Here is an 18844-nt window from a genome sequence, read left to right on the forward strand (position 1 = left end):
GTGAACACTTGGGGAACTGCTTCAGTTGTATCACCAATTAATTCTACAGGGTTTATGATGAATGATCGTTTACGTCAGGTGCTTGTAGTGGTGGTTACCGTTACGTTGATTGTGATGAATGGCCTCTCGAATCTCCGTGTGTTTGGTCCACAAACGAATGGAGACGTATCGAACAAGTACGATACGTTGATAACGCCTGCCGGATATGCCTTCTCGATCTGGGGAATTATTTTTCTGGGTTTACTGGGCTTCGCTGTGTATCAGGCGTTGCCAACCCAACGCCATAACCCCCGATTCCGGGCGGCCGGTCCCTGGTATATCATCAATGCACTTGGCAATGCAGTCTGGAGTCCAATCTTTAATCAGGAATGGATCGGCGGAGCACTGGTTGTTATCCTGATCATGTTTCTCAGCCTGTTTATGGTTATGGAGGCGTTGCGTATCAACCCACGGACGGACATGGCAATGATGCGACCGGTAAAAGCGGCTGAGACCTGGCTGGCTCGTGTGCCGTTCTCTATCTATTTTGGCTGGCTTACCGTAGCGACTATCCTGAACATTACGCTCTGGTTCCGTGCCCACAGTTTCGATCTGTCGGGTGTTTCTGAAACGGTTTGGGCTGTTGGTGTACTGGTAGTGGGCCTGATGGTAGGCGCTGTACTATACAATCGGTATCGGAGTGCGGCCTTTATTTTAGTGTTCACGTGGGCGTATGCGGCCATTGCTGTTAAGCAGGCGGGCACACCAACCGTTCAGCTGGCTGCCGGAGCCGGAGCCGTCGTGGCTGTTCTGTTGGCCATCTATGGGCTCATTGCCCCCAAGCGCCGACAGGTTAGCTTTTAGGTAGTAAAGATTACTTGTTAAGACGGTCTGACATTGCGCTCAACCAGTGCCGGTAGCGTAGCGACAGACCGTCTTCACGATTAACTTAAGCGTTTACCAGCTTCATACCGGTTTCGGGATAGCGTTCGCCCGAGGCGGCACCTTTGGGAGAGATCGCCTCAATGGCAGCCAGATCATCGGCAGTCAGCGAAATGTTCAGTGCACCCAGGTTTTCCTGCAGGTACGTCCGGCGTTTTGTACCAACGATGGGTAGAAACTCGTCACCTTGTGCCAGAATCCAGGCCAGGGCCAGCTGCGATGCGGTTACGCCTTTCCGTGCAGCTAAAGCATCTATTTGCTGCACAACATCCAGGTTTTTTTGAAAATTCTCTCCCTGAAAGCGGGGAGAAATACGTCGATAGTCATCTGCTGCCAGGTCGTCGAAATTCTTGATCTGGCCAGTTAGAAAGCCACGCCCCAGAGGGCTGTAGGCCACCAGTGTAATGCCCAGTTCGCGCACGGCGGGTAGTACTTCATCTTCAATATCGCGGCTCCAGAGTGAGTACTCCGACTGCACGGCGGCGATAGGGTGCACTGCGTTCGCCCGTCGAATGGTAGCTGCCCCAGCTTCTGATAGGCCCAGGAATCGAACTTTGCCTTCTTCGACCAGCCGGCTCATGGCTCCCACTGTTTCCTCGATAGGTGTATTTGGGTCGACCCGGTGTTGGTAATACAAGTCGATATGATCAATACCAAGGCGTTTCAAACTACCTTCGCACGCCTGACGTACGTAGTCGGGTGTGCCGCTGATGCTTCGTTTGGCGGGGTCGTTGGGGTCACGTACAATACCGAATTTAGTGGCCAGGAAAACATCGTTCCGACGGCTGCGGATGGCGTTGCCGACCAACTCTTCGTTGGTATAGGGGCCGTACATATCGGCGGTATCCAGAAAATTCAGCCCTGCATCGAGCGCTGCGTGAATAGTCGCAACGGACTCTTCATCATTCCGCTGGCCGTAAAAGTCGGTCATGCCCATGCAGCCCAGACCAATTGCTGATACTGGTTGCCCCGTGTTACCGAGTGCTTTGGTTTTCATATAATTTGTTTTGTAAGTAAGAACGAATGAATTGACTTGCCTGCTGTTGATTCGCTAGGCTGAAACCGGCCCCGCGCTTTGTCAGAGCACACAGCGTAAGGAGGCGTTTTGGCCCATTAACTAGAATGAAAATTAACTTTCACCACTTATGCTGTTTAAACCGTTAAGCCGACAGTAAGTTGTTTTTAACTGGTACTAGTTTTTGTAGACAAACAATACCTTTGATTGATGCAAGCAGCTTTTCCTAGCCCAATTCGCCTGTCTCTTTACTCCGTTTGTTCGACCCTTCTATGGGGCTGCCTTCTTTTCCTCCATTCGGGTAACGTAGTGGCGCAGGAAGCTCGGGTAAGTCAATATCATTTGGAGGCGGGCACCCTGCTCTCAACCGATCAGACCCCGTTCTGGCTACGGGCCAATCAATACGGGATTGTTCCACTGAAAGGACCCGTTGTCCGATTGCAGGGCGGTATTCGTTCCGACTATCGTCGGGCCGACAGTACTGGTCGGCGGCCAAAGGTCGATTGGGGGTACGCGCTCGATGCCGTAGCAAATGTTGGCGCCACGACTCAGTTCATTCTTCCCGAAGCGCACGTCAAAGGCCGTCTGGGCGCCTTTGAACTGTACGTTGGCCGAAAACGCGAGCTTATCGGGCTGGTTGATACGCTACTGACGTCGGGAGCTTATGCCTGGTCGGGTAATGCGTTACCGATCCCCAAGATTCAACTGGGTGTTTATCAGTACACTCCCGTGCCGTTTACAAAAGGCGTTGTTTCGTTTCTTGGTGCTTATGCCCATGGCTGGTTCGAGAACAACGGCCGCATTGTGCAACACTCTTATTTACATCAGAAATACCTGTATGGCCGCCTGGGAAAACCAACCTGGCCATTTCGTCTATATGGCGGGTTCAATCATGAAGTGATCTGGGCGGGGCAGGCACCGCCAGGCGTACTTAGCGATCTGATTGCTGTAAATGGGAAATTACCATCGGCATTAAAATATTATCCGGCTGTTGTACTGGGCCTGCGGGGGCAGGGCGACAGGAATGATCCAAACGTAACATCGCTGGAAGACAATCGAATCGGTAATCACCTGGGCTCTGTTGATCTGGGGGCCGATGTGAATCTGCGCAACTGGAATCTATACGCATACCGTCAGTTTTTGTATGACGATGGCTCTCTGTTTTACGGCACTAACCTGGCCGACGGGTTGAATGGCCTTCGTCTGAAGAACCGGCGTAGTCCTGCTGGTGAGCCTTTTTTCCTCCAACAAATCACCGTCGAGTATTTGTATACCAAGAGTCAGGGCGGCGCGGAATTTGTAATCGATGATCCAGACCAGCGGGGCCAGGACAACTACTTTAATCAAGGACAGTTCATCGACGGATGGACTTACTTCGGCCGAACGATCGGCACGCCTTTCCTGACGCCTCAGGGGGAGGTTCGTCCATCATTACCACGCCAGCCGGGTATTGTCAATAACCGGGTGAGTGCCGTCAACGTAGGGGCTAGTGCGCTGGTTTCCGGGTCTCTTCAACTGACAACCCGTTTGTCGTTATCTCAGAACTTTGGCCTGTACTCACTTCCTTATGCGAATGGGCTTACGCAATTTTCTGGCTTGCTGACGGCAGCTTTCCCAATTGCAGCCTTTGGCGGAACTACATTGAGCAGTTCACTGGGCGTAGATGCGGGCGGTTTGCTGCCCAATAGTGTAGGCGTGTATGTGGGCCTTCGTAAAACCGGGTTATTGAGCCGGGCTACGCCTATCTCGCCTGCACCCTAAACATTAGTCTGCCACCTGTGTCGACCATACGTGCTACCGCCCATGTCTACCTGCTGCTGGGGGCAAACCTCGGCGACAAACAGCAAACATTTGCCCAAGCCCGCCAGTACATTGGCGAGCAGGTAGGGACAATCGTTTCGGCATCGAGCCTGTACGAGACCGAAGCCTGGGGCGTTACCAACCAGCCGACGTACCTGAATCAGGTGCTGCTGGTAGAGACATACCTGACGCCTGCTGATGTACTGACACGGACTCAGGCTATTGAGCAGCGCCTCGGCCGGATAAGGGCCGAAAAATGGGGGGTTCGGCTCATCGACATCGATTTGCTTTTTTACGATTCCCTGATTCTCAACTCGCCTACACTGACGCTACCGCATCCGCTGTTGCATGAACGCCGTTTTACCCTGATGCCACTGGCCGAGTTAGCCCCAAATTTCGTGCATCCTGTACTTGGACTGCCCGTCCACATGTTACTTGCCAATTGCACAGATGAGAATGAGGTAATTAAATTCTCCTAACAACCCGGCTTAACTGCGTTGAAGTCACTAATTTTGTGACCGTTCAGTTGCCAAATTTTCAATAAACAGACATCAATATGGCTAGTGCCGTAGAAAGTCCCGCCAGCTTGCTGGCCGACCGAATTAATGCGCTTGAAGAATCGTCGACGCTGGCCATGACCAAAATGGCGCGTGAGTTGGCTGTAAAAGGCCATAAAGTGATTAGCCTGAGCGTTGGCGAACCCGATTTTAAAACACCCGCCCACATTTGCGACGCTGCTAAAAAAGCGATTGACGACGGTTTTCATGGGTACAGCCCTGTAGCCGGTTATCCTGACCTGCGTAAGGCTATTGCTGATAAGTTCAACCGGGATAATAACCTGCCCTGGAAACCCGAAAACGTAGTGGTATCAACGGGAGCCAAGCATTCGCTGGCCAACGTATTGCAGGTACTGGTGAACCCCGGCGACGAGGTAATCATTTTCTCGCCATACTGGGTTAGCTACTCTGAAATGGTGAAACTGGCCGAGGGCGTGTCAGTTGTACTTGATGGATCGTTTGAAAACGACTTCAAAGTAACTCCCGAGCAGTTTGAAGCCGCTATTACTGACCGTACCAAGGTGGTTATGTACGCTTCGCCCAACAACCCAACCGGCTCGGTGTACTCGGAAGCTGAACTACGGGCCATCGCGGAGGTAGTAGCCCGTCACGATAATGTATATGTGCTGGCTGATGAAATCTATGAGTACATCAATTTTACCCCAGAAGGTCATTTCAGCATCGGCTCGGTGCCCGAAATCGCTGACCGGGTGATCACGGTGAACGGCGTGGCCAAAGGCTACGCCATGACCGGGTGGCGCATTGGCTATATCGGTGCTGCCAAATGGATCGCCGAGGGTGTTGAGAAACTTCAGGGACAAGTAACGTCGGGGACTAACTCGATTGCGCAGAAAGCAACCGTTGCCGCGCTGAACGGATCGCTGGATGCAAGCCGCGAAATGGCGAAAGCCTACCACCGCCGCCGCGACCTGGTTGTCGGCCTGCTGAAAGACATCCCTGGCTTTAAAGTCAACACGCCGGAGGGGGCTTTTTACGCGTTTCCCGATGTAAGCGCCTATTACGGCAAATCTGACGGAACGACAGCGATCAATAACTCCGACGATTTCTCGAACTGGTTGCTAAACACGTGCTATGTAGCCACAGTGGCTGGTTCTGGCTTCGGTGCGCCCAACTGCATTCGTATTTCTACCGCTGCTGCCGACGAAGCCCTTGTGGAAGCGGTAGGCCGTATTCGCGATGCCGTTGCGACGTTGAAGTAGTGTTGTGATACGCGATTAAACGGATAAAGGGGATTTATACAGATTTGGGGATTATAACGGATTTGCTCCGTCTAACTCCCAAATCTGTATAAATCCCCTTTATCCGTTTAATCGCGTACCAGCTATAAAGCCAGCTCGCGTACTTCCAGCAGATCGGCGGGAAGTTTGATTTTAGCCAGCAGGCGTTCTTCGAGCAAGTTAGCCCACTCGTTCAGGTACGTTACCACGTCGTCGCGGCGATTGTGCTTCAGAAAACGCTGTTCAACCGGAAAGCGATGGAGCACGTCGCGATCGTCCAGCTTTTCGAGGTGTTTTAGATCTTCGAGCGTAAGACCTGCCTGGAGCATTTGGTTGATGATCACGTCGAACGGTAGCTGGCTGGTATCGCAGTAATCAGCAACCTGTTCGTTCCAGTCACCGTAACGCTGCATAGCATACTGGTGAATCTGGTCTTTGGTCATACGGGTAAGCTCCTGAGCCAGGTTGCCGCAATTGCAGCTACCCATATGGCCCCATTGGTAAGGGGCGCCCTCAGCTACTTTACGGGCTGTACGACGAAGCGCGTCGATCAGTTCGGGGGTTGGTCGTGCCATAATACGTTTTTGACTGGTCCGCCAGTGCGGTTTGCGTTTATTGGGAAAGCCGATTAACTAGTCAGAATGAACCATCTAAGCTACACGTTTTGTCGACGAACTGATACCGGTTTGGCGAAAAATGTGTTGAATTGACAGTTCGCATTGACAACGACCCGTTCAGCCGATTTGTTCGTCTACTGACCGGTGACTCATGCTACCTTTGGTAACCGTTCAAGCTACTCATTTGTGATTGTATCTGCGCCGTTGCGAAGCCGTTTATGGCTTACTACTAGTCTTCTTCTCGTGATTTGGGGCCAGGTAGCTGGTCAACCATCGCCTTTATTACCCTCGCCACTGTCAAAGGTGTATTCAGTAGAGCAGTTGCGGAGTGACTTCCGGCTTATGCGCCGGGCGATGGAAGAGGCACATCCCGGTTTGTACCGCTACCACTCGCGTGATAGTGTGTCGCGCTGGTTCGATGCGGCCGAAGCCCGCTTAACGCAGCCAATGACAGAGCTTCAATTCCGGCGTGCCGTTGAGCCGACCATCGATCGGATTGGCTGCGGACATACGGATCTGTATGGCTCCAAGGCGTACGTGAAATACCGTAAAAAGCATCCTTTACGGCCTTTCCCGGTCGATGTGTTTGTGCTGGATAACAAGCTATATGTGCGCGAAAACCGGAGCACTGATACAACGGTTCGGCGTGGGGCAGAGATTCTGGCGGTCAATGGATACCCCGCAGGTACGTTGCTGAACCGGTTTTATCAATACATCTCGTCCGACGGGTACAACCAGACATTTAAGCCGTACGTACTCAATACGGGACTTTTTACATCGTATTACACGCTGGCCTTTGGAATGGACTCGACCGCCCAACAGTTGATGCTTCGTGATTCGACCGGTCAGGTACGTACGTTAACGTTCCGGGTTCGGCCGGGGGCTCTCAAGGCAGGAGCCGATTCGGTTGAGAAACGGGTTATTCCGGCTTCTAAACCGCGTAAGCCCAAGCCGCGTAAACCTGAGCAAAGCCAGGACGAACCACGGACGCTGACGTTTTCGGAGCGTGACTCATCGGTTGCTCTGCTGAAAGTGGGTTCGTTTACGGGTAGTGGTCAGCGGGCGTTTTTTCGGGAAAGTTTCAAGGCAATAGCCCGCCGAAGAACGGTGACGAATCTGATTATAGATGTGCGGGGCAATCTGGGTGGGAACTCCGGTACATCAGCTAAATTGGTTTCTTACCTGGTCGATGAACCGTTCCAGGCTTATACGCAGGTCGACGCAAACGTCCGGCAAGTGTCGTTTAACCAGCATCTGGGCTGGAAATTCTGGCGTTTCTGGCTCCGTAATTTCTTTACACATAAAACGCCCGAAGGCACTTTTCGGCGAACAGGCGTTACCAAGCTGATTAAGCCGACGACTAAAAACGGCTTTCGCGGACGGGTGTTCGTGCTGACAAATGGCGGTACGTTTTCGGCTGCGTCAATTTTTACGTCGCTGGCCAAACACAACGCCGCCGCCCGTGTCACGGTAATTGGTCGTGAAACGGGCGGCGGCGAATATGGCTGTAATGCCTTCACGTCTCCGTATATGACGCTCCCCGAAACGGGTGTGCAACTGCGGCTGCCTCTTTACAAGATCGTGCTGGCTATTCCCGGCGTCGACCAGGGGCATGGCGTGTTACCCGACGTTCCCGTAGTTTACACGGCCCCTGATGTGCTGTCGGCTAAAGACCTCGATCTGGAGAAAGTGTACGAACTGATCGGAAAATAAACGTCAGGTAGCAGCGCACTTTTCTATGCGTTCGCCAGCTGACCGGCCACGTTTTGCAACGCCGCGCCCAGCGCTTCGAGCCGGGTGGCCATGTCACCTTCTGGCCCAACTTTCACGCCCATTTCGTGCGTGCAGTTCGACAGGTCAAGTAAAATCTGTTGCATTTCGCCGGGGTTGGGTGTTCCGCTTTCCAGCTGTGTTTTCAGATGTTGAAGCAGATCGACCACTTCCTTTGTATTTTCTGACTCGCTCAATGTGCTGATCCATTGGTCGATAACACCTTTCCCGCTTTGTGGCGTCAGGTCGTTTACCCCCGTGGTCAACGTCACCATGGTGGTGTCGAGCAGATCGGTAGCTTCTTCGTGGTTATCCATGACTTTGTGAACGTAAATCGGGCCACAGATACGCGTACCTGTGGCCCGATTGGTTATAACTGCTTATACGGTTGTCGACAGTTGTCCCGCGAAGTTCCGGAGCGACGTGCTCAACGTAGCAAGCCGCGAGGGAAGATCACCAGCGGCTGTTTCGCCAAGGGTTTCAGTTTGATCGGCCAGATTCAGCAACAGGTCGTGCAACTTCTGGTTGCTGGGCGAACCACTTTGCAGTTCGGTTTGAAGTTCCTGAAGAGGCTGAATCATTTTGCTAGCAGCGTGATCGCTTTTCAGCGACGAAAACCAGTCTGTAATTAACGAAAGACCCTCTTGCGGTGAAGCCGCCTGTCCCTGATCAAATGCTTCAATGGTTGCGTCGATCAAAGTTGAAGCTGATGAACCGCTCGATTGTGAATGTTGATTTGCCATTATGTTGGAAGTAGTTTACTGTTTTTAATTTTAGGGTACTATTTGGTAATGCACTTGCCTCTACAGCCTTGTTATGATAGCGAAATACTAAGCAACAGGGTGGTAAAGCGGCGAAAACGCCTATTTTTTGCCGTAGCCTGAGCCGTAGGAACCGCTGTCTTGTTGCGCTGCGCCACTGGCACCGTACTGGTCGCTATCGGCGTTTGCTGAAGACGCACCAACACTGGGAGCCACTGTAGCACCTGCTCTGCCGTCGCCCGACCGTTTGCCTGCCAACCGCTCGCTGAAGCCTTTCAGGGCATCCGACAATTCAATGAGTGACATCTGCTCACCACCATCAACCGACTTGGCCGCCTGGCGAGTTTGATCAGTCAAATCATCCAGAATGGTCTGAATCTGACCCACATTTGGGTTGTTGTCCTGTAACTGCATGCGCAACTCACTGAGCGTATGGGCAATCGGATTTGTCGATTCGTCGCCTGAGTGAAGGGCACTGATCCAGTTTTCGATCAATGAAATGCCATCAGTTGGCGATACAGACTCGGCTCCGCCACTAAAGGTGTTTACGGTCTCATTAATGAGCGCCGTTGCGAATTGTGATGATTCTGCCATGGGAATAGGAGAGTGTGCTACGGCCAGATGGAGCACCAGGTCTGATCAAACGGGCTGGTTAAGCTTGCTTTCGCAAAGCCGCTAGGATATTTGACTTGGCACGCTTGCTGACTGTAGCTGATTTTATTTAGCTATTTGTTGATTAAGATTTTCAAGGGTAGAAACCAACCGTTGCAACTCAGTCTGCTGAGCACTGGCTTCTGGCGAGTCGATGACACTCTGCGTGATATCGATCAGGTCTTCGAGATATGCCTGAATCACCGATGGTTCGGGTGAGTTACCATCCTGCGAACTCTGATCAAGCTCGGCTTTCAGGTCTTCCAGTACATCGGCTATTTCATCAGTCTCGTCGGTGCCGTTCTCATCAAGGAGATCGATCCATTGGTCTATCAGAGTCAAACCGCTTGTGGGCGTTGTGGTCTGAATACCGCTATCAAACGCGTTGATAGTTTGCTCGATAAGCGCAGTTGTGTCGGGGTTTTGTGATGTAAGGGCCATCTTTTGTAAGTCGTCGTTTTGGTTACTGATAAGTAATGGTGGCCAGTCGCTCCAGAACAGGGTCGCTCAAAGCGATTCTATCGTACTGTCATCGACCATTCACGGGGTTCATTTCAACTCTTTAGCAAAGTCTTTCAGCGACTCGCCCAGGTCTTTTAGCGAAACCTGCAACTCGTCGTTGGCCTTTCTAGCGGCTTTGGCGGTCTCGTCGCCAAGCTTCTTCACCAGTTGGGCAATCTTTTTTTTATCGGGCTCTTGCTCGCCCAATTGCTCATACAGCTCCTGCAACTCATTGGTAATGCTACCAGCCGCTTCTTCTTTTTGCACAATCGCCAGCCAGGCCTCAATCAGTGACGCTCCGTCTTTTGGTTTTGTACTATCAACGCCATTGTCGAGGGTCTCGATAGTCGATGCAATCAGTGTGTCGGCTTTCCTAGTCGCCATTTTCAATGCACAGGTTGAGTAAATAAACTAGCCTTCCAGATATGGAGAAGACACTGGGATAAAACTCGACTAAATCTGTATTGTTTATAGAAACAGTACGGTACGAGCTTATGGCCTCAGCCCTATCCATTTAGGAGTGCCCAATCTCTTCGCTGCTGTTCAGCAACCGTTGCAGGGTGTCGGCCAGTTGTTGCAACGCAGCGGGGTTCGGCGTGGTTGGCTGCTGGGCAAAAGCCTGTGTGTATTCAGCCAACTCCATAAGCAACACCCGAATCTGAACGGGGTCCGACTGGTTCAGAAGCGCTTTCTGAAGGCTGCTGAGCGCTTCGCGAATAGGAGCTAAGCCGTCATAATGCGCTAATTCGTTCAGCCAGTCGTCGACCAATGCCTGGCCTGAGTCGGTGGCATGTTCGCCGTTTGTCAGTGCCTGAATGGTTGTGTCAAGTAATGTCTCTGTCGATTGGGGCGTATTCATGTCGTTGAGGTTTGTTTCAGTTGATATGAGGCGGGCAATTGGTACGTGTGCCATCATCCATATACTATCAAACTGGTTTGGCAGCAAAACGGCTGATTATCTTTACTTCATGAACCCGCAGCTGCAACGCCTCTACCAACTTGCTCAGAAACCCGAACGCCGCATTATTGGCCTGATGTCAGGTACGTCGCTCGATGGCCTTGATGTAGCCCTTTGCCGGGTGACTGGCGATGGTCCGCAAACGCGCGTTATAATTGAGCACTTCACGACTGTTTCATACGACGACGCGTTTAAAGACAGTATCCGCGCTGTCTTCGCGAAGAAGCAGGTTGATTTTGAGCACCTGACGGTACTGAATGAACAGATCGGGCGTCGGCACGGCCAATGGGTAGCCGATTGCCTGCGTGTCTGGAACGTACCTGCTGATTCCGTTGATCTGGTGGCCAGTCATGGGCAGACCGTGTACCATGCCCCGCAGAAGCAGCACCAGCGGCCCGGCTATCCGAATGCTACGCTACAGATCGGCGATGGCGATCATATTGCAGTCGAAACGGGGATTATCACGCTCAGCGATTTCCGGCAGCGGCATATCGCCCATGGCGGCGAGGGCGCTCCGCTGGCTGTTTACGGTGATTATTTCGTGTTCTCGCAGGCGGGAGAAAACCGCATCCTCCTCAACATGGGAGGCATTGCCAATTTCACGTACCTGCCCGGCTCTCTCGACGCCAGCGTTGTGTTTACCACAGACACCGGCCCCGGCAATACGCTCCTGGACGCCTACGCCCGCCAGTTTACCGGTAAACCCTATGATGAAAACGGCCAGCTGGCCGCCAGTGGTCAGGTAAATAACGCTTTGCTTAGCGCCTTGCTTGATCACCCGTTTTTTGTGCAGCCTTTTCCGAAGACAACCGGGCCAGAGGTGTTCAATTCCGACTACGTTCGAGATACCCGGCAACGCAGCCAAACCGCCGATCTTGGTCCCGAAGACCTGATGGCGACACTTACCCAATTTAGTGCTAAAAGCATTGCTCAGGCCATTCAGCAGGCGCTGGGTAACGTACCCGCCGCTGATCGTACAGCCATGCATGTGTATATGAGCGGTGGCGGGGCTCACAACCCCGTGTTGACCAAAGCGATAGAAGCGTTGCTTCCTGGTTGTACCTTTGCGAAAACCGACGACCTGGGCATTGCCGGCGACGCTAAAGAAGCCGTACTGTTTGCCGTGTTGGCCAACGAATGTGTAGCCGGTTTAGGTACGTCGTTCGGCAACCGGCAGGGTGTGCCGAGTGTATCGATGGGAAAGATTAGCTTTACTAAATAGAGTTTGATGTATGACGTTTGAAGTTTGATGTTGCGCTGCGAATCAGCGAAGAGATTGATTCGCAGCGCAACATCAAACTTCAAACGTCATACATCAAACCACACTTTATGATTGACGTAACTGTAATAGGAGGAGGAATTGTGGGGCTGGCAACGGCGCTGCAAATCAAGCAGCAGCGACCCGCGTTGTCGGTCGTAGTGCTGGAAAAAGAAAATCAGGTAGCGGCCCACCAAACCGGCCACAATTCGGGGGTGATTCACTCGGGGCTGTATTACAAACCAGGAAGCCTAAAAGCGACCAATTGCATTGAAGGCTACCGCATGCTGCTCGAATTCTGCGATCAGGAAGGCGTTCCCTACGATCTGTGCGGCAAGATTGTGGTGGCTACCAAGCCCGAAGAGGTAAGCCAGTTGAACACCTTGTTTCAACGTGGTCAGCAAAATGGCCTGGGTGGCCTGCGGCGGATCGGGTTGGGCGAGATGCGCGAGATTGAACCACACGTAAAAGGCGTGGAAGGTATCTTTGTGCCGCAGACGGGCATCATCGACTACACGCAGGTGACCGAAGCCTATGCCCGTAAATTCCGCGAGTTGGGCGGCGAAATTCACGTTGGCGAGCGTGTAGAGCAGCTTACGCCCGGTACGTCACTCAGCGTGGTGGTGACCAATAAGAACCGCTACGAAACAAAGCTGGTTGTGAACTGCGCTGGTCTATACTCTGACAAGATCGCCCAATTAACGCAGCGTGAGCCGATTGGCTTGCAAATTGTGCCGTTCCGGGGTGAGTATTTCAAGATCAAACCTGAAAAGTATTACCTGGTCAAGAACCTGATTTATCCCGTTCCCGACCCAAACTTCCCGTTCCTGGGTGTGCACTTCACCCGCATGATTCATGGCGGTGTAGAAGCGGGCCCCAACGCGGTACTGGCGTTCCAGCGCGAAGGCTACAAGAAATCAGACGTGAATTTGAAGGAATTCTGGGAGACGCTGGCCTGGCCGGGTTTCCAGAAAGTAGCTGCCAAATACTGGCAAATGGGCCTTGGCGAGATGTATCGTTCATTCTCGAAAACGGCCTTCACCAAAGCCCTCCAGGAACTGATCCCCGATATCCAGGAAGACGACCTGATCGAAGGCGGCGCAGGAGTACGTGCTCAGGCCTGCGACCGTACCGGCGGCCTTCTCGACGATTTCTCGATTATCGAGACCGACCGGGCTGTTAACGTCTGTAATGCGCCGTCGCCCGCGGCCACGTCATCGCTGTCGATCGGCAAAACGGTGTCGGCAAAGGTGATTGCACGGTTTTAAAGGGCTCGTGGCTACGAATGGAGAATAGACCCGTAGCCACGAGCCCTTCAATCAGCTAGCGTTCCAGCTTGAACCCAGGGTCTACCCCTGGGCGGGTTGGCGCGTTGGCCACCTGCCAGGCCGTGAGGTACATCCAGCGGGTCATGTTGGCTAGCTTCGCATAGTCGATGCGGGCGGGCTCGTCGCGGGGCGTGTGGTAATCGGGGTGGAGCAGCGTTGTGAAGCAGATAGCCGGAATATTGACCCGGGCGTAGGGCAGGTGGTCGGACCGGAAATACCAGCCTTCGGGGTGGTCGGCGCGATCCCAGAGTGTATCGAGTTTAAACTTCGCCGTAGCCTGATTCGCCGCCATTGCCTGATTCACCAGGTCGGTCGAGTTGCGGTGCGGTACCTGCGAACCTAATAAGGCCGCACTGTCTGGCGCATTGCGGCCCATCATTTCGCCATTCAACACCGCTACGATCGACGATTTAGGGACCGTTGGATGAGCCACAAAGTAGCGTGAACCCAGCAACCCGCGCTCTTCTGCCCCGTGGAAAACGATCAGTAACGAGCGCTTGCCGGGTTTCTGTGTAAATGCCCGGCCAATAGCCAGTGCTGCAGCACAACCCGTGGCGTTATCGTCGGCGCCGTTATAGATCGAGTCGCCGGCTACAGCCCGTCGAATGCCGTCGTGGTCCTGGTGCGTGCTGATGAGTACATGTTCTTCTTTCAATTTAGGATCGGTGCCCGGTAGTTTCGCTACGATATTGACCGACGGGTAGCTAAAGCTTTCTACGTTTACGACATTGGTAAACTGCTGGTTCGGCTGCTTAATCATCTCCAGTTTGCTAGCCGGTAACCAGAGGAGCGGTGCCTGACTGAAGACGCGGGTATTGGGGCCACCCGGCAGATCGTACCGGCCCATTTCCATGGCACTGCTCCACCAGTTGTAGATCTCGTCGGCCCGGCCGTCGGAAACAAATAAGGTCGCTACGGCACCGGCTTTTGCAAATTCAGCTGCCCGGCGATTCATCGTCGTTTGCATAAACCGACGAAAGCTGAGGTCGCCCGGCGGGGTACCCGAGAAAAGGATGGCGACTGCCTTTCCTTTTATATCAACCTTCGCCATTTCTTCGGGCGTACCTGTGCCCACATACACCAGCGGGGCATCTACCGAGGCAATGGCCGGAGCTAGCGCAATTATGTCAGGACCGTACGTCAAGGCCTTTCCACCTACCACAAAGCGACTGGTTTCGCTCACGCGGGTACGTTGAATATGAAAAAACTGGAAATACGTACCGTCGTCGCCGGCGGGCTGGAGGCCCATGGCCCGTAGCTGTTCGGCAATCCAGGCCGAGGCTTTCAGTTCATTCAGCGAACCCGCTACTCGTCCCTGAAAATGATCGTCAGCCAGTTTATAAAGGTCCCGTTTCAAATCAGCCTCTTTAATGGAAGCGCGGTTATCAGCAGCGGCCCCGCCGCTCCGGCGTACCGGTCCGGATTGTTGCTGAGCCAGGGCGGCCGTTGACAGCAAGCCCAGCAACAGGGCTGTCTGGCTGAGGGAGCGGAAAATATTGATCACGAAGTAAGTTGATTAGATGATTGGCTAAAATAACACCTTTACGTACATTGTCGTGGCTAGTAGGTCAGCGTTTTGCGCCTCGGCTCGTTTTTAACGGGTGCCTATAGCCTATCGTAACGAATGAACACGATTGTCTCCTATTTTCGGACGCATCGCTGGCCTAAACTGGTGCTGGCCGGGTTGCTCTCGCTGTTTATCCTGGACCACCTCTTTCCGCCCAAAACGTGTGTGGCCTACTCGACTGTAGTGACTGCTGCCGATGGTACCACGCTCTACGCGTTTCTGAACCGGAATGATAAATGGCGGATGCACGCCACCCTCGACGATATCACGCCCCGGCTACGACAGGTTATTCTCCGGAAAGAAGACCGCTGGTTTTACTGGCACCCCGGCCTGAACCCCATAGCGATAGTACGCGCGGCAAGCCGAAATCTGGTGTCGGGCCGGCGAACTTCCGGGGCGTCGACCATCACCATGCAGGTAGTGCGGCTGCTTGACCCGCGCCCGCGAACGTACCTGAGCAAGCTGATCGAAGTGGTGCGGGCAGTACAGCTGGAGGCACACCTGAGCAAAGACGAGATTCTACAATTGTACCTGAATCTGATTCCCTACGGCGGCAACGTAGAAGGGATTAAATCGGCGTCGCTGATCTTCTTCGGCAAACCACCACAACTGCTCAGCCTGGCCGAAATTACTACGCTGGCCATTATTCCGAACCGACCATCGAGCTTGCGACTGGGTGAAACGAACACCGCTATTGTGCGGGCGCGAAATGCGTGGCTTCGGCGGTTTGCGCAGGCAGGTACGTTTGATGAAAAAGTGGTGCAGGATGCCTTAAATGAACCACTTGAGGCCCACCGTCGACCCGCACCAAATCAGGCGCCACACCTAAGTCTGCGTCTCAAAACGGAGCAGCCCGATGCCCCAATCATTGTCAGCACGCTACAGCCCGGTGTTCAGGCTGCTACCGAACGGCTGGTGCGTCAGTATGTAGACCGGGTGCGGGCACAGAGCATCCACAACGCGGCAGTGTTGGTGATCAATAACCAGACTGGGGCGGTTGAAGCCTACATAGGCTCGGCCGATTTCGCCAATACCTTCGATGGCGGGCAAGTCGACGGTGTGCAGGCGATACGGTCGCCGGGAAGCGCGTTGAAACCGCTGTTGTATGCATTGGCTTTCGATCGGGGCCTAATTACGCCCAAAGCTAAGCTGAACGATGTGCCCACGAATTTTGGAGGGTACGAACCCGATAACTATGACCGGCATTTCAATGGTCCCGTTACGGCCGAATTCGCGCTGGCCAACTCGCTGAACATCCCTGCCGTCAAACTCCTGCGCGACGTATCGACCCCCAGCTTTGTAGGTACGTTGCGTCAGGCTGGTTTCCGAACTGTGCAGAAGCAAGCCGATGACCTCGGTCTATCCATGATTCTGGGTGGCTGTGGTGTTACGCTGGCAGAACTGACGCAAGCCTACACAGCCTTCGCCAACGGTGGCCAGATTCGAGAGGCAAAGTTTGTTGCTGATGCCCGCGTAGAGACGCAACACCTTTCCGCGCCGGTTCGCCGGACTACAGCGGACCTGTCTCTACAGAGCCGAACGGCCATCTTCTCCCCTGAAGCGGCTTTCCTCATCAACAACACGCTGACCCAAATCACCCGGCCCGACCTGCCCAATAATTTTGATAATAGCTACCGACTACCGCGCATTGCCTGGAAAACGGGTACGTCATACGGGCGGCGCGATGCCTGGAGCATTGGCTACAACCGACATTACACGGTAGGCGTGTGGGTCGGCAATTTTTCGGGCGTAGGTGTGCCCGATCTGAGCGGCGCCAATACGGCCACCCCATTACTGTTTCAGGTGTTCAACGCCATCGATTACAACACACCCACAGGCTGGTTCAGGCCACCGGTTGGCGGGAAACTGGATTCGCGGCAAGTGTGCCCCGAAAGCGGCGACGTAGCTGAACGTACCTGCGAAGGCCGCGCGGTGGATTATTACATCATGGGGGTGTCGCGGGCCAGCCGCTGCCAGCATCAGACAACCGTCTGGACCAACGCCACGGGTACGTTGTCGTATTGCGCCCATTGCCGCCCAACGGGTACTGATAGTCTGTCGCGCCCCGTTGCCCGGCTGTATCCGAATCTGGCACCGGAGGTCATTGCGTGGTACGCCGCCAGTAATCGGCCCTACGCGGCTATCCCGCCGCATAATCCGGCTTGCGAGCGGGTGTTTGGCACTGGCGTTGCTCCGTTGATCACGAGTCTTAACCAGCACAGTGAATACTTTATCAATCCAAAAAAGCCGGCCGATTTGGCCCTAACCTGTCAGGCGGCGAATGATGTGCAACGCGTATACTGGTACCTGAACGACAAGCTGTACCGCGCCGCGAAACCAACGGAAACGCTTTTTTTTACCCCTACGCCCGGTACGCTTACCGTGTCCTGCGCCGACGATAAAGGCCGGGTTAGCCGGGTTCGGGTGCTGATAAAGCGGGAGTAGTATGAACCAACGTTGAACACACCCGAAAACTCGGCTTTCCGATTGTAACCATCGTGACCCAAAAGACGTTAGTGACTAAGCGCTGTTAACGCCCTTATCGCAAAGGTCTGCTGCCCAACAGCGACGCTTAATCACCTATGTTCTCTATGCTCCGTAATTTGTCAAGCTTTTTGCTGGTTGCGATTTTTTTGCTGATCGATGTCTATGTCTATCAGGCGTTTAGGTTCCTTGCTCGAAACTCTACCGAGGCTACTCAGCGGGCCGTCGCTTGGGGATACTGGGGATTCACCGCTATCTCGCTGGGTACGTACATCGCTTTGCAACTGATTCCGGCCGACTCCATTGGCCGCGTTACCCGTACCATGCTGACGATTGGCGTGTTCATCGCCTACTTTTCGAAGTTTATCACGGTCATTTTTCTCTTCATCGACGACATTATACGCTTTTTCCAGTGGATCTGGTCGGCGATTGCCGGTAAATCGCCTGCTCCAGTCAACAGCGTACCCGGAACCGAGCTAACCGCTGTCGATAATACCATTACGCGCCACGATTTTCTGGTAAAAACCGCTGTGGCCGCTGGTGCCATTCCGCTCGTTGCCTTCTCCTACGGCATCATCTCCGGTGCTCACGACTACCGTATTCGCCGGGTGACGCTACCACTGAAAAACCTGCCCCGTAGTTTCGACGGCATGACCATCGCCCAACTGTCGGATATTCACTCGGGTAGCTTCTTCAACAAAACGGCAGTGAAAGGGGGCGTGGATATGCTGCTCCACGAAAAACCAGATCTGGTTTTCTTCACCGGTGATCTGGTCAATAGCCGTGCCGATGAAGTGAACGAGTACATTGATATTTTCAATAAAGTAAAAGCGCCACTTGGCGTCTACTCGACGCTCGGCAACCATGATTACGGCGCTTATGTGAAGTGGTCAAGTGCCGAAGCGCAACGCCAGAACGTGCTGGATGTGGTGAAGGCGCACAAACTAATGGGCTGGAATCCGTTGATGGACGAAAACCGCATCCTGACTCAGGGCGGCGACAAGCTGGCCATTATTGGTGTACAAAACCTTGGGTTTGGCCCGGCGGCCCTAAAAGCGGGTAATCTGGCAAAAGCGTATCAGGGCGCAGAAGAGTACCCCGTCAAGCTGCTGTTGTCACATGACCCAACTCATTGGGATGCCGAGGTACGTCCCAATTATCCCGACATCGATGTGACCTTTAGCGGGCATACGCATGGGGCGCAATTCGGCGTTGAATTTGGTGATTACAAATGGAGCCCTGTCAAGTATTTCTACCGACAGTGGGCGGGGTTGTATCATGAAGATACTACCGCCGGAAACCCGCAAACTTTGTACGTTAACCGGGGTTATGGCTATATCGGTTATCCCGGCCGGGTGGGTATTTTACCTGAGATTACAATTTTTACCCTGAAGCAAGCCTGAGGGTAGAAACCACAA

18 protein-coding genes are annotated in these 18844 nt (G+C 53.5%); 9 read left to right on the forward strand and 9 right to left on the reverse strand.

Annotation, left to right across the window (positions count from 1 at the left end; genetic code table 11):
- Positions 1 to 54 precede the first annotated feature (54 nt).
- Positions 55 to 843, forward strand: coding sequence for a TspO/MBR family protein (locus F7231_RS16840; protein ID WP_085411688.1), 789 nt, complete (start codon positions 55 to 57; stop codon positions 841 to 843).
- Between the two features lie 85 nt (positions 844 to 928).
- On the opposite strand, the gene F7231_RS16845 is transcribed toward F7231_RS16840, so the two are convergent.
- Positions 929 to 1918 carry an aldo/keto reductase gene (locus tag F7231_RS16845; protein WP_166692793.1) on the reverse strand — a complete coding sequence of 330 codons (990 nt, stop codon included), beginning with the start codon at positions 1916 to 1918 and terminating at the stop codon, positions 929 to 931.
- 228 nt (positions 1919 to 2146) lie between these two features.
- Here F7231_RS16845 and F7231_RS16850 point away from each other — a divergent pair, with 228 nt between their 5' ends.
- The 3 genes from F7231_RS16850 to F7231_RS16860 all read left to right on the forward strand — a co-directional run bounded on the left by F7231_RS16850 (position 2147) and on the right by F7231_RS16860 (position 5513).
- Positions 2147 to 3697 (forward strand): capsule assembly Wzi family protein, encoded by a 1551-nt coding sequence (locus tag F7231_RS16850; protein ID WP_166692794.1) that lies wholly within the window; start codon positions 2147 to 2149, stop codon positions 3695 to 3697.
- Positions 3698 to 3723: 26 nt separating this feature from the next.
- Positions 3724 to 4215, forward strand: a complete 492-nt coding sequence (gene folK / locus F7231_RS16855; RefSeq protein WP_085415038.1) for a 2-amino-4-hydroxy-6-hydroxymethyldihydropteridine diphosphokinase — start codon at positions 3724 to 3726, stop codon at positions 4213 to 4215.
- Positions 4216 to 4292: 77 nt separating this feature from the next.
- A complete protein-coding gene (locus tag F7231_RS16860; RefSeq protein WP_166692795.1) occupies positions 4293 to 5513 on the forward strand; it encodes a pyridoxal phosphate-dependent aminotransferase in 1221 nt (406 codons plus the stop codon).
- Positions 5514 to 5635: 122 nt separating this feature from the next.
- Here F7231_RS16860 and F7231_RS16865 read toward each other — a convergent pair whose 3' ends face one another.
- Positions 5636 to 6106 carry a hypothetical protein gene (locus F7231_RS16865; RefSeq protein ID WP_085411692.1) on the reverse strand — a complete coding sequence of 157 codons (471 nt, stop codon included), beginning with the start codon at positions 6104 to 6106 and terminating at the stop codon, positions 5636 to 5638.
- Between the two features lie 345 nt (positions 6107 to 6451).
- On the opposite strand from F7231_RS16865, the gene F7231_RS27750 reads away from it, so the two are divergent.
- A complete protein-coding gene (locus F7231_RS27750; RefSeq protein WP_166692796.1) occupies positions 6452 to 7861 on the forward strand; it encodes a S41 family peptidase in 1410 nt (469 codons plus the stop codon).
- 23 nt (positions 7862 to 7884) lie between these two features.
- Here F7231_RS27750 and F7231_RS16875 read toward each other — a convergent pair whose 3' ends face one another.
- From F7231_RS16875 to F7231_RS16900, 6 genes are all read right to left on the reverse strand, one after another.
- The gene (locus F7231_RS16875; protein ID WP_166692797.1) at positions 7885 to 8235 is read right to left on the reverse strand and encodes a hypothetical protein; all 351 of its coding nucleotides are present in this window, start codon (positions 8233 to 8235) and stop codon (positions 7885 to 7887) included.
- A gap of 63 nt (positions 8236 to 8298) precedes the next feature.
- The gene (locus tag F7231_RS16880) at positions 8299 to 8661 is read right to left on the reverse strand and encodes a hypothetical protein (protein ID WP_085411695.1); all 363 of its coding nucleotides are present in this window, start codon (positions 8659 to 8661) and stop codon (positions 8299 to 8301) included.
- Between the two features lie 120 nt (positions 8662 to 8781).
- Entirely contained in the window at positions 8782 to 9273 is a 492-nt protein-coding gene (locus F7231_RS16885) for a hypothetical protein (RefSeq protein ID WP_166692798.1), read from the reverse strand.
- A 123-nt stretch (positions 9274 to 9396) separates the two neighbouring features.
- Positions 9397 to 9771, reverse strand: a complete 375-nt coding sequence (locus tag F7231_RS16890) for a hypothetical protein (protein ID WP_085411697.1) — start codon at positions 9769 to 9771, stop codon at positions 9397 to 9399.
- A gap of 108 nt (positions 9772 to 9879) precedes the next feature.
- Positions 9880 to 10215 carry a hypothetical protein gene (locus F7231_RS16895; protein WP_166692799.1) on the reverse strand — a complete coding sequence of 112 codons (336 nt, stop codon included), beginning with the start codon at positions 10213 to 10215 and terminating at the stop codon, positions 9880 to 9882.
- Between the two features lie 130 nt (positions 10216 to 10345).
- Complete coding sequence (locus F7231_RS16900) at positions 10346 to 10690, reverse strand: hypothetical protein (RefSeq protein ID WP_157510569.1); 345 nt, start codon at positions 10688 to 10690, stop codon at positions 10346 to 10348.
- A gap of 109 nt (positions 10691 to 10799) precedes the next feature.
- On the opposite strand from F7231_RS16900, the gene F7231_RS16905 reads away from it, so the two are divergent.
- Both F7231_RS16905 and lhgD read left to right on the forward strand, forming a co-directional pair.
- Complete coding sequence (locus F7231_RS16905; RefSeq protein WP_166692800.1) at positions 10800 to 12011, forward strand: anhydro-N-acetylmuramic acid kinase; 1212 nt, start codon at positions 10800 to 10802, stop codon at positions 12009 to 12011.
- 107 nt (positions 12012 to 12118) lie between these two features.
- Complete coding sequence (gene lhgD, locus F7231_RS16910) at positions 12119 to 13315, forward strand: L-2-hydroxyglutarate dehydrogenase (protein WP_166692801.1); 1197 nt, start codon at positions 12119 to 12121, stop codon at positions 13313 to 13315.
- A 55-nt stretch (positions 13316 to 13370) separates the two neighbouring features.
- Here the strand turns inward: lhgD and F7231_RS16915 are convergent, their stop codons facing one another.
- The gene (locus F7231_RS16915) at positions 13371 to 14879 is read right to left on the reverse strand and encodes a M28 family peptidase (RefSeq protein WP_310589341.1); all 1509 of its coding nucleotides are present in this window, start codon (positions 14877 to 14879) and stop codon (positions 13371 to 13373) included.
- Positions 14880 to 14999: 120 nt separating this feature from the next.
- Between F7231_RS16915 and pbpC the strand changes: the two genes are divergently transcribed.
- Together pbpC and F7231_RS16925 are read left to right on the forward strand one after the other, a co-directional pair.
- A complete protein-coding gene (pbpC, locus tag F7231_RS16920; protein ID WP_166692802.1) occupies positions 15000 to 17387 on the forward strand; it encodes a penicillin-binding protein 1C in 2388 nt (795 codons plus the stop codon).
- Positions 17388 to 17533: 146 nt separating this feature from the next.
- On the forward strand, positions 17534 to 18829 hold the full coding sequence (locus F7231_RS16925; RefSeq protein WP_166692803.1) for a metallophosphoesterase: 1296 nt from the start codon (positions 17534 to 17536) through the stop codon (positions 18827 to 18829).
- Positions 18830 to 18844 lie beyond the last annotated feature (15 nt).

It is taken from the genome of Fibrivirga algicola (assembly GCF_011742925.1).
In the GTDB taxonomy this organism is placed as follows: Bacteria; Bacteroidota; Bacteroidia; order Cytophagales; family Spirosomataceae; genus Fibrella; species Fibrella algicola.

What these genes read in the sequence shown, in the direction of transcription:
- F7231_RS16865 (WP_085411692.1), bottom strand. Translation starts at nt 6,106, where the DNA reads ATGGCACGACCAACCCCCGAACTGATCGACGCGCTTCGTCGTACAGCC.
- F7231_RS16905 (WP_166692800.1), top strand. Translation starts at nt 10,800, where the DNA reads ATGAACCCGCAGCTGCAACGCCTCTACCAACTTGCTCAGAAACCCGAA.
- F7231_RS16885 (WP_166692798.1), bottom strand. Translation starts at nt 9,273, where the DNA reads ATGGCAGAATCATCACAATTCGCAACGGCGCTCATTAATGAGACCGTA.
- F7231_RS16890 (WP_085411697.1), bottom strand. Translation starts at nt 9,771, where the DNA reads ATGGCCCTTACATCACAAAACCCCGACACAACTGCGCTTATCGAGCAA.
- pbpC (WP_166692802.1), top strand. Translation starts at nt 15,000, where the DNA reads ATGAACACGATTGTCTCCTATTTTCGGACGCATCGCTGGCCTAAACTG.
- F7231_RS16845 (WP_166692793.1), bottom strand. Translation starts at nt 1,918, where the DNA reads ATGAAAACCAAAGCACTCGGTAACACGGGGCAACCAGTATCAGCAATT.
- F7231_RS16880 (WP_085411695.1), bottom strand. Translation starts at nt 8,661, where the DNA reads ATGGCAAATCAACATTCACAATCGAGCGGTTCATCAGCTTCAACTTTG.
- F7231_RS16860 (WP_166692795.1), top strand. Translation starts at nt 4,293, where the DNA reads ATGGCTAGTGCCGTAGAAAGTCCCGCCAGCTTGCTGGCCGACCGAATT.
- F7231_RS16925 (WP_166692803.1), top strand. Translation starts at nt 17,534, where the DNA reads ATGCTCCGTAATTTGTCAAGCTTTTTGCTGGTTGCGATTTTTTTGCTG.
- F7231_RS16875 (WP_166692797.1), bottom strand. Translation starts at nt 8,235, where the DNA reads ATGGATAACCACGAAGAAGCTACCGATCTGCTCGACACCACCATGGTG.
- F7231_RS16895 (WP_166692799.1), bottom strand. Translation starts at nt 10,215, where the DNA reads ATGGCGACTAGGAAAGCCGACACACTGATTGCATCGACTATCGAGACC.
- F7231_RS16840 (WP_085411688.1), top strand. Translation starts at nt 55, where the DNA reads ATGATGAATGATCGTTTACGTCAGGTGCTTGTAGTGGTGGTTACCGTT.
- F7231_RS16900 (WP_157510569.1), bottom strand. Translation starts at nt 10,690, where the DNA reads ATGAATACGCCCCAATCGACAGAGACATTACTTGACACAACCATTCAG.
- F7231_RS16850 (WP_166692794.1), top strand. Translation starts at nt 2,147, where the DNA reads ATGCAAGCAGCTTTTCCTAGCCCAATTCGCCTGTCTCTTTACTCCGTT.
- lhgD (WP_166692801.1), top strand. Translation starts at nt 12,119, where the DNA reads ATGATTGACGTAACTGTAATAGGAGGAGGAATTGTGGGGCTGGCAACG.